At 49.2% G+C, this 12,833-nt stretch carries 10 protein-coding genes; 6 read left to right on the top strand and 4 right to left on the bottom strand.

Going from position 1 to position 12,833, the window contains the following annotated elements:
• On the bottom strand, positions 1-118 hold a 118-nt coding region (locus tag QZ938_RS31635; protein ID WP_293363662.1), incomplete at its 3' end, for a helix-turn-helix domain-containing protein.
• Positions 119-240: 122 nt separating this feature from the next.
• On the opposite strand from QZ938_RS31635, the gene QZ938_RS31640 reads away from it, so the two are divergent.
• Positions 241-978, top strand: coding sequence for a class I SAM-dependent methyltransferase (locus QZ938_RS31640; RefSeq protein ID WP_293356055.1), 738 nt, complete (start codon positions 241-243; stop codon positions 976-978).
• Positions 979-1,311: 333 nt separating this feature from the next.
• Here the strand turns inward: QZ938_RS31640 and QZ938_RS31645 are convergent, their stop codons facing one another.
• Positions 1,312-2,994, bottom strand: coding sequence for a hypothetical protein (locus QZ938_RS31645; RefSeq protein ID WP_293356058.1), 1,683 nt, complete (start codon positions 2,992-2,994; stop codon positions 1,312-1,314).
• A gap of 414 nt (positions 2,995-3,408) precedes the next feature.
• Positions 3,409-3,888 carry an NUDIX domain-containing protein gene (locus tag QZ938_RS31650; RefSeq protein ID WP_293149848.1) on the bottom strand — a complete coding sequence of 160 codons (480 nt, stop codon included), beginning with the start codon at positions 3,886-3,888 and terminating at the stop codon, positions 3,409-3,411.
• A 145-nt stretch (positions 3,889-4,033) separates the two neighbouring features.
• Here QZ938_RS31650 and QZ938_RS31655 point away from each other — a divergent pair, with 145 nt between their 5' ends.
• Positions 4,034-4,735, top strand: a complete 702-nt coding sequence (locus QZ938_RS31655) for an alpha/beta fold hydrolase (protein ID WP_293356061.1) — start codon at positions 4,034-4,036, stop codon at positions 4,733-4,735.
• 299 nt (positions 4,736-5,034) lie between these two features.
• Here QZ938_RS31655 and QZ938_RS31660 read toward each other — a convergent pair whose 3' ends face one another.
• A complete protein-coding gene (locus QZ938_RS31660) occupies positions 5,035-5,808 on the bottom strand; it encodes a class I SAM-dependent methyltransferase (RefSeq protein ID WP_293356064.1) in 774 nt (257 codons plus the stop codon).
• Between the two features lie 223 nt (positions 5,809-6,031).
• On the opposite strand from QZ938_RS31660, the gene QZ938_RS31665 reads away from it, so the two are divergent.
• The 4 genes from QZ938_RS31665 to QZ938_RS31680 all read left to right on the top strand — a co-directional run bounded on the left by QZ938_RS31665 (position 6,032) and on the right by QZ938_RS31680 (position 12,754).
• A complete protein-coding gene (locus QZ938_RS31665) occupies positions 6,032-6,706 on the top strand; it encodes a response regulator transcription factor (protein WP_293356067.1) in 675 nt (224 codons plus the stop codon).
• Positions 6,707-6,791: 85 nt separating this feature from the next.
• Complete coding sequence (locus QZ938_RS31670) at positions 6,792-8,714, top strand: CHASE2 domain-containing protein (RefSeq protein ID WP_293356070.1); 1,923 nt, start codon at positions 6,792-6,794, stop codon at positions 8,712-8,714.
• 398 nt (positions 8,715-9,112) lie between these two features.
• Positions 9,113-9,868 (top strand): DUF928 domain-containing protein, encoded by a 756-nt coding sequence (locus tag QZ938_RS31675; RefSeq protein WP_293356073.1) that lies wholly within the window; start codon positions 9,113-9,115, stop codon positions 9,866-9,868.
• 147 nt (positions 9,869-10,015) lie between these two features.
• The gene (locus QZ938_RS31680; protein ID WP_293356076.1) at positions 10,016-12,754 is read left to right on the top strand and encodes a tetratricopeptide repeat protein; all 2,739 of its coding nucleotides are present in this window, start codon (positions 10,016-10,018) and stop codon (positions 12,752-12,754) included.
• Positions 12,755-12,833: the final 79 nt, after the last annotated feature.

Here is a 12,833-nt window from a genome sequence, read left to right on the forward strand (position 1 = left end):
CTTTCCGCTCTCTAAGAGCATAATTCCACACCTTGCGACAGACTTCTAACCAGTGGTCAAAGGTCTGAGATTGGGATGAAGTGGGTTCTAGTTTGTACTCGTAGGTCATGTTTAGCATATCTCTATAATAGCTTATCTAGGGCTAAGATGGTAGATAGAAATGGAATAGTGCAATAATTAAAAAATTAAAGCCGTCCTAGAAGGACGGGGCTTTAGACCCAATTTCTTGGTAATTAAAGAATGTCTAAAAAGTCGGAACGCCCAGTAGCAGGTCAAGAGCAGACTTGGTTTGCCAAAGACAAATCAGATAGCTGGCAAGCTTTACTATCGCAGGTTGCATCTCGGTTCGATCGCGAATATCGAGGAGAAGCATTCGCCTTACCCGAAGAAGTCGAAGCAATGCCGATTTTCCTGGAATCAGTCGCCGGAACCCTGCAAGAAAAAACAGTATCTCCCTTCTGGAAAATTGCCAAACCCCAAAAAAACCAGCGCTGTTTAGATATTGGTTGCGGAGTCAGCTTTTTGATATACCCTTGGCGGGAATGGGAAGCATATTTTTACGGTCAAGAAATCAGCAGCGCAGCCAGAGACGCATTAAATGCTCGCGGCCCTCAGCTCAATTCTAAGCTGTTCAAAGGTGTAGAATGGGCCCCCGCTCACAAGTTAAATTACGAAGAGGATCAGTTCGACCTATGCCTCGCTACAGGATTTAGTTGTTACTATCCCATAGAGTATTGGAACACTGTCATGGGAGAAGTAAAGCGGGTACTAAAACCGGGCGGTCATTTTGTGTTTGATGTCCTCAACCCCAATGCACCTCTAGCAGAAGATTGGGCAATTCTGGAAACTTATCGAGCTGGAGATGTATTTTTAGAGACAATCGAAGACTGGGAAAAAATGATTAAAGCGGCAGGCGCTAAAGTAGTAAAAAAGCAAAGTGGTGACTTATTTCAAATGTATAAAGTCCTATTCAATTGAGAGGCAACCAGGTTCGTAGTGAGGACTTCAGTCCGGAAAAAACCAGGTTCGCAGTGAGGACTTCAGTCCGCAAAAAACCAGGTTCGTAGTGAGGACTTCAGTCCGCAAAAAAACAGGTTCGTAGTGAGGACTTCAGTCCGCAAAAAACCAGGTTCGTAGTGAGGACTTCAGTCCGCAAAAAAACAGGTTCGTAGTGAGGACTTCAGTCCGCAAAAAAACAGTCAAAAAAGTAGGGTGCGTCAGCAAGTATAAATTGGTTTAACAAGCAACAAATATGGCAACTGACACACCCTACAGACTGCGGTTTCTGATGCAATCTTGTCTAGTTAACAATTAATTAGCCGTAGCAGGAGAAGGCCCAACTTCGGCAGCGGGAGAAGGCGCAGCTTCTGGCGAGGGCGATACTTCGGCAGCGGGAGAAGGCGCAGCTTCTGGCTGCGGGGACTTTTCGCCGGCGGGAGAAGGTGCAGCTTCTGGCTGCGGGGACACTTCGCTGGCGGGAGAAGGTACAGCTTCTGGCTGCGGGGACTTTTCGGGGGCTGGCTTCGGTTGGGGAGAAGGAGATTGTTCGGCGGCTGGTTTCGGTTGAGGTGAGGGCGACGGTTTGGTTGCGGGTTTTGGTGAGGGCTGTGGCGACTGTTGGGCCCCTGGTTGCGGCTTGTTAGAGGGCGCCGGTGGCTTCTCAAACTGGGGTTTCACTTCCGCAGGGGCTGGGGACTGTTCGCCTGTTGGCTTGGGTGCTGTCGGGGCTGGCGCTAGCGGCTGCGGGGCTGTGGGCCTGGTGGGGCCGGTGGATGGGGCGACAGGAATGCCGCTGCAAACTTTTTCGTCGTATTTAAACGCGACAGCCAACTGGTAAAGCTTGTGCGTGCTGGCTGCTGGAAATATTTGATTGGGGTTAATAATTGCAGTTTTAGCGGCAGTATCGAGAATACCGTAACCTGTAGGGACGATCGGCTTAGGCTCGGCCTTGAGCAACCCTTGAGGGCTGACAACTGCTCCGAAAACAGCGGTTCCTTCGAGTTTTTGCGAACAAGCTTCTTTAGGATAAGCGACAGTTACAGGAGTCGGGCCCGTCATTTCCAAGTCGGGGTAAGCTTTTTTGAAGTCATTAAACAAAGCAACATAGGTATTAGCAGCAGCAAGCAGTGTCTCTCTGTCGTTGGGTAAGTTGGAACCGGGCACTCCCTGCTGTTCTAGTTGTTGCTGTCCCTGGTCAAATTGTTGCCTCCTGATTCTTTCTTCGGGAGTTTCTGCGATGAGATTTCGTTTATTAGGATCTTTTTGAGTCAATTTCGGTACTCCATCGGGCCCAGAATTCCTGCCACCAATGGGGAATTCCGGGGTAAAGACAGGAGCTCCGTCTGGGAATAGGGGGAGTCCGCCTCTACTGGCTATGACCTTTTTGAGAGTCTCTGCCTCATCTTCGGAGGTGCCGCCAGGAAGCTGGGGTAATCCTGTTACTCCTGGTGGCGGTGGGGGGATATTACGATCGAAATTACCGGGTAATGGCGGGAAAATCAAACCGCTGGGAGGCCCTTGGGGGATGAAAGTAGGTGTTTTGAGAGAGGGGGGTTTGACCGTTGGAACTGAAGTTTGTGACTGCGGGGCGGCTGGGGCAGTTAATGGCGGGAGAGGGGGATCGAGAGGCGCAAAGAATCCAGGTGGGGGCATTCCCGGTGGCAGGGCGGGCAAGTTAACCGGTGGAGGGGGCAAAGGGGGAGCTAACTTGGGCGAGGTGGGAACGGGAACTGGTGCGATCGAAAACGGCTTATTGGACGATCGCGGTGGTATGGTTTGTGGCAGGCGGCCGGCTTCTGCGGGAGTTAGTTGCACGAATCCGACGGAACCGGGGATGTTTTTTGAGGAATTGCCACCACCATAGATGATGTTTGAGATTGTCGGGGCGCTTACTCCGAGCACTCCGTGAATTCCGACAGAAGCTAGGGCTGCCCACCAAAAAGGCTGGCGCAGCGGTTCGGAAAGGGCGTTGGCTAGGGAGGATGAATCAGTCATGACCATTGGCAATCAGGAATTAGGAATTGGTTATTGGTTATTAGTTATTTGTTATTCGTTATTGGTTATTGATGACCGAGATTTTTTTATGGGGAAGCGGTGAAAATTAAAAATTTAGCAATTCAAAGGTATAAGTATAGCACGATCGCGCTCAAAATTAAGGAGCGCAGCCAGCCGCCTTCTCACCAAGGAGCCACTGCAATACCGTCTTTTCCTGACCGATGCACTGTCTTAATTGATTAAACACCGACGATCGGCGCGATCGACCCCTGTTTCCAATTCGGTTACAGAAAGGAATTTGGACGGATCGCTAAAAAGCTGACTGCATAAGTCTTTTTTCCTCTTCCCCATCCGCTACATCCGCTACATCCGTTACATCCGCTACATAATATCCGTTGTCGAACTTCCTTCTTTTTACCACCGATAGCGGTAAGTTTTAAAAGGAGCTCCCTCAACGCTCAGCAAGTCGATAGGATAAATTGGAGCGCCGCTTGCCATATATTGAAACATTTCCCGAACTTCCTCTCCGCGCAGCGACAACTGGTCTAACTCTTTGAGAGAATACCAACCAGCACACAAAGTAAACTCGTCCGGCTTGCTCTTGGGTGGCGTCTTATCTTCAGGACGAGCCACAAAAATCACCCTCAGGCGCACGTTGCCCCTAGGCATCACCGTATGCTCTACCCTGAGAATTCCCTCCACGATCACAGGAATGCCCGCTTCCTGGACAGTATTGCGCTGAGCAGCTTCAAGCAAAGTCTCGCCTTTTTCTACTCGCCCTGCTGGCAGATACCACTGCTGCTCGTACTTGCGCTCTTGTACCAGTAGAAAACGGTCTTCTAAGTGAACGACAACTAGGGTAAAATACAATGTTGGAATCGGCTCGCGAGCCATAGAAGTAGATATTCCCCAAGCAAAAAATTTAACGAGCGAGAGATGTTAGCCACCCAAAGGATGCTTCGGCAAGCGTCTTGGAACTTGAAAAATAGATCCTAGCACCCCGGCCGCAAAATCTAAAATCTAAAATCTAAAATTGATAATGCCATTACCTACCGTGATTTTGCCAGGATATTTTGCTGCTGCTTCAGACTATCGGGAATTAGAAAAATCTTTGGTCGATCGCGGTTTCCCAACTGTAACAGTACCACTGGGCAAGGCAGATTGGTTGCCGACTTTTGGCGGGCGATCGATGGTGCCAATTTTGCGGAAGCTCGATCGCACGGTCAAACAAATGTTACAGCAATACGGCGTCTCTCAAGTAAATCTCATCGGTCATTCCGCAGGCGGCTGGATTTCTCGGATTTATTTAGGCGAAAAGCCTTATACAATTCACGGCGACGTGCTTGAGGATGCGGGTTTGTGGGAAGCTCACCCTTGGGTCAATACTTTAATTAGTTTAGGCACGCCACACGTCTCTCAAGAGCGCTGGACGCGCAAAAATCTAGATTTTGTCAAAATTCATTATCCGGGGGCGTTTCACCCGCAAGTGCGCTACGTGTGCGTGGCTGGGAAATCTGTTTTTGGTAAGCGCAGTTTTGCGACTTGGCTGGCTTACAAAAGTTATGAGTTGACTGTGGGGAAGGGGGAGACTTGGGGCGATGGAATTACGCCGGTGGAAGCTGCTGTTTTGGACGGAGCTCAAAATTTGGTGTTGGATGGGGTTTGGCATTCGCCTCGCTCTCCGGGAAACTGGTATGGTTCGGCGGAGGTTTTGCCGAATTGGGTTGGGTATTTGGATTGAAACGAACCGCGAAGACGCGAAGGACGCGAAGGAAGAAAGAAGAAGAAAATACAAGATACAAGGGGGAAAGTATCAAAAACAATAATTTCCCATAATTAACAATCTGATAAACCCGCCTCCGAGTTGAGACTTATTCGAGAGTCGTAGGGTGCGTCGGCACTGTTAAATCCCTAAAAAAATCGACAATCGATGAGCGACGCACCAAACCAAAAGTCATTAGTCATTGCTGGGAGGAAGCTTGAGAGTTATTCCAGATTTCTATTAATTTTTTCCCCCGCAAGCCATCAACCAAAAACTCATCATCGATCGCCCGCAGCGACAAACTCATCGCGGGAAATTAGATAACTCTCTATTTCCGACTCGGAAATCAGCCCTTGTTTGACCAACTGTAAAATCGGCCCGGAGTCAAGCAAAGGTTCAAACGCTTCTATGCCGATGATATCGCTGTGGCTGACAACGGCTTCTAGATCGATGCTACCAAACCCAGCTTCTTTGAGAATGCGACACAGATTTCGCCCTACGCATAAATTGCCGCCCCGCGAGGCCATCACCTGTTTGAATTTCTCCCGGACAATCTGAATTGACCAAGGTGGATTTGTCAGCCAAAATAGATCCGCATCGCTATCGATAATCACCAGTTTACCACTCGGTTTTAAGATGCGGAATATTTCTCTGGCTGCTGCGACGGGATCTGGGAGGTGAACAAATAGCAAACGGGCGATCGCAAAATCAAATGTATTATCCTCTAAACCAGTATCTGCGATCGATGCTTGAATGCGATTTACGCGATCGCCTCGTTTCTCCTGCAAATATTTTACGGCTTTTTCGTGCAGTACCGGGTCGATTTCTACGGCTGTTATCGAACTGTTTGGCAGCAATTCTAACAGTTTTTCGGTGAAAAATCCCGGCCCGCTCCCAGCTTCTAAAACATTCATCCCGTCGATTAAACCGAACCATTTTAAAGTCCGCGCTTCCTTTTCCCAACTGAGGAGAACTTGATTTTTTAGCCGCTGGATTTCTGCGTCGAGTTCCAGATTGTACGTGCTGGCTTTATATGAACCTGATTCTGTCATAAAATTATCCTTATTTTTGGAATGATTTAACCACAGAGGACGCAGAGAACACAGAGGGAGGGAAGAGAGAGGTGAACAAAATTGCACTTTAGCGCAATTCTCGTTGCTGACTTCCACAGTCCTATTTTGCGGACAGATGCAGGACGGAATCCCGGTAATGCCTCTATTGTAAGAAGAGGATGGATTGCTTAAACTGATGATGTTGTGCGGTAACGATTGAATTATGCCCCAGACTTTACCTCAACCGGAAAAACGAACCTTTTTAGTCGTGGATGACCATGCGATGGTGTTAGGCGGCACGCTTGACATTCTGAGGAAGGAGTATCCACAGGCCGATATTCTGACGGCTTCAACGGCTCAGGAAGCCCTTCAGCAAGTAGCACAGATTACCCCGGATCTGGTAATTGTGGATTTGGTGATGCCAGAGGCGATCGGCGAAACTGCTCAGGCTAATTCAGGGCTTCAACTCCTCAAAACCTTGATGGAGAATTATTCGAGTCTAAACATTGTAGTCCAGAGTGCTCATGTTCGCACTTTGGTTTGGCTGAAACCGTCGATCGACAATCATGAGGGCGGATTTACGGTTGTTGATAAAAGTCAACCGATGAAAGATTTGCTGGCGATGGTGGATTGGGCGCTGCACGAACGGATTTATACTCCCAGAGAGATCCGCAACGGTTTGCAACTAAAACCCGCGTGGATGCAGGTGTTGCAATTGGCTTTTCAAGAGAGTTTACAGGATACGGCGATCGCTAAACGGATGAATGTTTGTGAACGTACTGTGCAATATTACTGGATTAAGATTCGAGATGTGCTAGAAGTGTATCCCGAAAAAGACAAAAATCTGCGGATTCAAACGGAAGTGAAGGCTAGGGAAGCAGGATTGATTGACAGTTGACAGTTGACAGTTGACAGTTGACAGTTGGCGAACTACTGACTAATAACTAATGACTAATGACTAATAACTAATGACTAATAACTAGATGAAGCCCGATCGATCGCAAGCAGTGAAAGCAGATATCTCGACTTGGTGGCGCGGATCGCTTCCAGGGTTGATGGTGATTGTCGCTGTGGTGATGGCTAGATTGACGGGTGCGCTTCAGTTTTTGGAGTTGGTTGCGTTCGATCGATTTTTGCTGCTACGTCCTCCTGAGCCAATGGATGAACGGATTGCGATCGTCGGCATTACGGAAGAAGATATTCAACGCGCCAAAACTTATCCAATTCCCGATCGCGAAATTGCCAACTTACTCAAACGATTGCAGGCTTATGAACCGATCGCGATCGGCTTAGATATTGTCCGCGATATTCCGGTTGAACCGGGTAATGCCGAACTAACATCGGTGTTTCGCAGCAGCAAAAATGCGATCGGAGTGGAGATTGCTCTGCCCGATCGCAGTGGCTTTACCGTCGCACCTCCGCCGGCGCTACCACCCGAACAAGTTGGCTTTGCAGATTTTGTCCTCGATGGGGATGGCTACCAGCGTCGCAGTTTATTGGGCGCTCAAAAGCCTCAGCAGAAGTACCGTTATTCCTTCGCAATCCGTCTAGCAGAACGCTATTTAGCAACCCGAGGAATTAAGTTAGGCACTGGAATTCGCGATCGGGAGGCGATGCGCTTTGGCAGTATTGAATTTACCAGAGTGCAGCCAAACTCTGGCGGATATGTGGAGGCGGATGCGGGCGGGAATCAGATTTTGCTGAATGTTCGCAGCGGGAAAAAGCCATTTCGCGTGCTTTCTCTAGCACAAATCAAGGCCGGAAAAGTAGATCCGAACTGGATTCGAGGCAAGATTGTGCTGATTGGGATGATGTCTTTTAGCGCGAAGGATTTGGCAAGTTCAGGTGCGATCGCGGGCATCAATCCGGGACGGATTTACGGAGTGGAAATGCAAGCCCACGAAACCAGCCAGATTGTGAGCGCGGTGCTCGATCGCAGACCGTTGATTCAGGTTTGGGGGGACGGCTGGGAAACGCTCTGGATTGCGGCCTGGGGACTCTTGGGGATGAGTTTGGGACGATTTCTGCGATCGCCCTGGAAAATTTTGTTAGGGCTCTTAATCGCCAATAGCACCTCGATCGCGATCTGTTACTGGCTGATTCTGATGGGATGGTGGGTACCGATTGTGCCTGTGATCCTGATCCTGGTGCTAAATGGAACTGGCTCAACGGCGGCACTCTTCTATCGTCACCAGCAGGAATTGCGACTGCGGTTGGAGGAACGTCAATTTGCGATCGAACAAACCTTTAACGCGATTCATAGCGGGCCTTTACAAACATTGGTGGGGATTTTGAGAACCGCTCAGGAGCAAGATCCACCGCCGCCATTTTTACCGGATTTGCAACGCCTGAATCAAGAATTACGGGAAGTTTACGGATCTGTGCAACGAGATGCGATCGCCGATGAACCGCATTTGCGAATGGGAAGTGCGATCGAATTGGCCCTGCAAGCCCCGTTGCATGAATTGCTCTACAAAGTCTATTCCAACGCGCTGGAACAAGAATTGCCCTACTTTCAAACAATCAAATTCAAAATAGTGCAGTTCGATCCCTTGAACACCGAACATTTGCGGTTGGAACACAAGCGAGGACTCTGCCGCTTTCTGGAAGAAGCGCTTTGTAATGTGGGAAAACACGCGATCGAAGCTACTCGCTTGACAGTAATTTGTACTCAGGAGGGCGATCGACAAGTAATTCGGGTGGCAGATAATGGCAAGGGGAAACTGTCTGAAATAGAAGCGACAATTCAAGATTCAAACACTAACATTCAATCTTCAGGATTGGGAACGCAATTAGCAAACAATTTAGCCAAACAATTAGGCGGAACATTTCGGCGCTATCAAAATCAACCGAGGGGGACAGTGTGCGAATTAACTTGGTCAGCCAAACGGCGGTGGTTCTGGTAATACCAAATCTGGGTTAAATATCCCCGTTATGACTCGGCGGTTGAAACCGCGTCTACACATACGAAGTCCGCCTCCGCGGACTAAGAATTCTGTCAACTGTCAACCTTGATGCTGTGTTATGACTCGGCGGTTGAAACCGCGTCTACACATACGAAGTCCGCCTCCGCGGACTAAGAATTCTGTCAACTGTCAACCTTGATGCTGTGTTATGACTCGGCGGTTGAAACCGCGTCTACACATACGAAGTCCGCCTCCGCGGACTAAGAATTCTGTCAACTGTCAACTGTCAACTGTCAACTGTTTATTTGCACCTTCCCGCAAGTCTTGTTTGCGGGCAGTCCTCTATTATGTTTGTGTATTGTCGATTACCGTAGAAAATAGTTACAGAGAGGATTCAGATGATAACTCACGGATTGAAGCGTCGAACCATTTACTCTGTCGGCATTGCGAGTTTAATCCTGAGTGTTTCGTTCTGGATTCCGATCGCAGCGCTGGCACAATACACTCCCCCTAAAAAGCCTTCTGCACCGAAAGAAACGGGCACGAATACGACTCGCGGCGGCAGTTGCGAAGGTGATTCATCGGCGGTATTAACTGCTTTGGTGCCGTTTAGCCATGTGGGAGAGACGATTTCTGGGCATCCCACTTTTACCTGGTTTGTACCCGATCGCACTTCTCGTCCGTTGCAATTCCGGCTGTTTACTCGATCGGGACAACTGCTCTACAAAACCGAGATGGAGAGTCAGCCGGGAATCATGTCCGTTGCTTTGCCTGCAAATGGGCCCCAAATGTCGATCGGGCAATCCTATCAGTGGCAAGTGGTGTTGATCTGCGATCGGAATGTTCCTTCGCGGAATGTGGTGGCGGTGGCAGAAATCCAAGTAGTCCAGCCTGCGGAATCGTTGCAGTCTGAACTTGCAGCCGCGTCAACTCCCCAACAGCGGATCGATTTGTATGCCAAGGCTGGGCTGTGGTATGACGCGATCGCGGAAGCGCGCAAAGCCTCTGGGACTTCTCAAAACCAAGCGTCTGTGCTGGAATTGCTAGATTCTCTGGCTAATTCGGAAGCCCAACCTTTGAAAGATTGGAGCGATCGATTGCGACAAATTAGGGCGATCGAACAACAACGCCAACTCCCGCAACCCAAACCCTAAAATCCCATGCAGCCTTTCTCGCTAACACTGTTTAAATCCAGTAATCGTAAAGTGCGATCGGGCTTCCTGTTTCCCCTCGCCTTTTGCTTTTTGTCTGTTGCTTTTTATATTCCTCGGCACTCTCAACTCCCGGTTGTTGCTCAAACTATGGATTCTAAAACCCAGGCCGATCGGCTGTTTCAGCAGGGCAACCAACAGTGGCAGACTCGCCAATTCGCAGCAGCGGTGAATTCCTGGCAACAGTCACTGCAAATTTATCGCGCCCTCAAAAACCGCCAAGGGGAGCGTGCGGTACTGACGAATTTGGGAGCCGTTTACTACTCTCTGGGAAATACTTACAACTCTCTGGGGAACTATGCCAAAGCTATTGAGTATTCACAGCAGAGTTTAGCGATCGCCCGTGAAATTAAAGACCGCTCAGGGGAGGGTAGGGCACTGGGCAATTTGGAAGCCGCTTACAACTCTCTGGGGAACTATGCCAAAGCCATTGAGTATACAGAGCAGAGTTTAGCAGTCGTCCGCGAAATTAAACACCGCCAAGGGGAGGGTGTAGCACTGGGCAATTTGGGAATCGCTTACCTCAAGCTGAGCAACTATGCCAAAGCCATTGAGTATTCACAGCAGAGTTTAGCCATCGCTCGCGAAGTTAAAGACCGCGAAGGGGAAGGTTTGGCACTGGGTCATTTGGCAGTTGCTTACAACCTTCTGGGCAGCCATACCAAAGCGATCGAGTATTTACAGCAGAGTTTAGCGATCGCCCGCGAAATTAAAAACCGCGAAGGGGAGGGTGTGGCACTGGGCAATTTGGGAAATGCTTACGAATCTCTGGGGAACTATACCAAAGCGATCGAGTATGCACAGCAGAGTTTAGCGATCGCCCGCGAAATTAAAAACCGCGAAGGGGAGGGTGTGGCACTGGGCCATTTGGGAAATGCTTACAACTCTCTGGGCAACTATGCTAAAGCCATTGAGTATGCACAGCAGAAGTTAGCCATCGCCCGCGAAATTAAAAACCGCGAAGGGGAAGGCTCGGCACTGGGCAATTTGGGAAGTGTTTACAACTCTCTGGGCAACTATGCCAAAGCCATTGAGTATGCAGAGCAACATTTAGCCATCACACGGGAAATTAAACACCGCCAAGGGGAAGGCGCAGCACTAGGTAATTTGGGAATCGCTTACTTAGATCTGGGCAACTATGCCAAAGTCATTGAGTATACACAGCAATCTTTAGCCATCGCCCGCGAAATTAAAAACCGCAAAGGGGAGGGTGCAGCACTGGGTAATTTGGGAATCGCTTACGAATCTCTGGGCAACTATGCCAAAGCCATTGAGTATGCACAGCAACAGTTAGCCATCGCCCGCGAAATTAAAAACCGCGAAGGGGAAGGTACGGCACTGGGCCTTTTGGGAGCTGCTTACAGCTCTCTGGGCAACTATGCCAAAGCTATTGAGTATGAACAGCAACAGTTAGCCATCGCCCGCGAAATTCAAGATCGCAAAGGGGAAGGTGTGGCGCTAAACAACCTTGGAGCGACCTTCTTAAAAGCTGGCAACTCAACAGAAGCTGAAAAAATGCTGATCGATGGGATTCAAGTTTGGGAATCGATGCGTCAAAAACTCGGTTCCAACGACGCGAATAAAGTCTCCATCTTTGAAGGACAAGCTCGTACCTATCGGACTTTACAACGAGTCCGGGTCGCTCAGAATAACCCCAATGCAGCTTTAGAAATTTCCGAACGGGGACGTGCTCGTGCCTTTGTCGATCTCCTGACAGAACGCTTATCTTCAGGTTCTACCAATCCGGTTATCGCCTCTTCTCCCAACCAGGATCAAATCCGACAAATCGCCAAAGCACAGAACGCCACTTTGGTGCAGTATTCCATAATCTATGACGGCTTCCAGATTCAGGGCAAACGAGAAATGCGAGAATCCGCGCTCTACATTTGGATAATTCAACCCACGGGCGAGATCGCGTTCCGCCAAGTTGACCTCAAACCCCTTTGGCAAAAACACAATGCCTCTCTAGCCAGCTTAATTATTGACAATCAAGAATTCCTTAAGGTTCGTAGTCGCAGCAGTCTTGGCTCCCCAAAACCCGAACCCAACTTCAACTTACGGAAGCTGCATGAACTGCTGATCGATCCTATTGCCAGCCTCCTACCAAAAGACCCCAACGCCCATGTCATTTTCATTCCCCAAGGTTCCCTATTTCAAGTGCCTTTTCCCGCCCTGCAAGACGAAAGCGGCACTTACTTAATCGAAAAACACACGATTCTCACCGCCCCCTCGATTCAAGTTTTGGCATTAACTCGACAACAGAAGCTAGCACAGAAGCAACCTAACAGCGGTAATGCTCTAGTCTTGGGCAATCCCACGATGCCGATCGTATCTGCCTATCCGGGAGAACCCAAACGGCAATTGTCTGCTCTACCTGGGGCTGAAGCTGAAGCTAGAGCGATCGCCCCTCTGCTCAACACCCAAGCCATCACGGGCGCACAAGGGACAAAAGCTGCGATCGTCCAAAAAATGCCCCAAGCATCGATTATTCACCTCGCCACGCATGGATTACTCGATGATGTGCGCGGATTGGGAAGTGCGATCGCTCTGGCTCCTTCTGGCACCGATGACGGCTTATTGACCGCAGAAGAGATTTTCGACATGAAACTGCAAGCAAATTTAGTTGTTTTGAGTGCCTGCAACACAGCAGAAGGCAGAATTACCGGGGATGGAGTAATTGGTTTATCGCGCGCTTTGATTTCGGCAGGAGTGCCGAGTGTAATTGTTTCTTTATGGGCGGTTCCCGATGCACCGACATCGGAATTAATGCAGTCGTTTTATCCCACATTCCGCACCCCCAACTGGCACATACACTGCTTGAGGGGGTAAAAGTGAATTATCCGAGATAATAGTGAGTAAAAACACCCAGAAATCTGTGCAATTATCGCATCACCCAGTTAGGGATTCC

Origin of the sequence: Microcoleus sp. CAWBG27 (assembly GCF_020883145.1) — a bacterium.
Lineage (GTDB): Bacteria > Cyanobacteriota > Cyanobacteriia > Cyanobacteriales > Microcoleaceae > Microcoleus.

Bases quoted from the DNA above. Each gene is read 5' to 3' on its own strand.
- QZ938_RS31640 (WP_293356055.1), top strand. From the start codon at position 241: ATGTCTAAAAAGTCGGAACGCCCAGTAGCAGGTCAAGAGCAGACTTGG.
- QZ938_RS31645 (WP_293356058.1), bottom strand. From the start codon at position 2,994: ATGACTGATTCATCCTCCCTAGCCAACGCCCTTTCCGAACCGCTGCGC.
- QZ938_RS31650 (WP_293149848.1), bottom strand. From the start codon at position 3,888: ATGGCTCGCGAGCCGATTCCAACATTGTATTTTACCCTAGTTGTCGTT.
- QZ938_RS31655 (WP_293356061.1), top strand. From the start codon at position 4,034: ATGCCATTACCTACCGTGATTTTGCCAGGATATTTTGCTGCTGCTTCA.
- QZ938_RS31660 (WP_293356064.1), bottom strand. From the start codon at position 5,808: ATGACAGAATCAGGTTCATATAAAGCCAGCACGTACAATCTGGAACTC.
- QZ938_RS31665 (WP_293356067.1), top strand. From the start codon at position 6,032: ATGCCCCAGACTTTACCTCAACCGGAAAAACGAACCTTTTTAGTCGTG.
- QZ938_RS31670 (WP_293356070.1), top strand. From the start codon at position 6,792: ATGAAGCCCGATCGATCGCAAGCAGTGAAAGCAGATATCTCGACTTGG.
- QZ938_RS31675 (WP_293356073.1), top strand. From the start codon at position 9,113: ATGATAACTCACGGATTGAAGCGTCGAACCATTTACTCTGTCGGCATT.
- QZ938_RS31680 (WP_293356076.1), top strand. From the start codon at position 10,016: ATGGATTCTAAAACCCAGGCCGATCGGCTGTTTCAGCAGGGCAACCAA.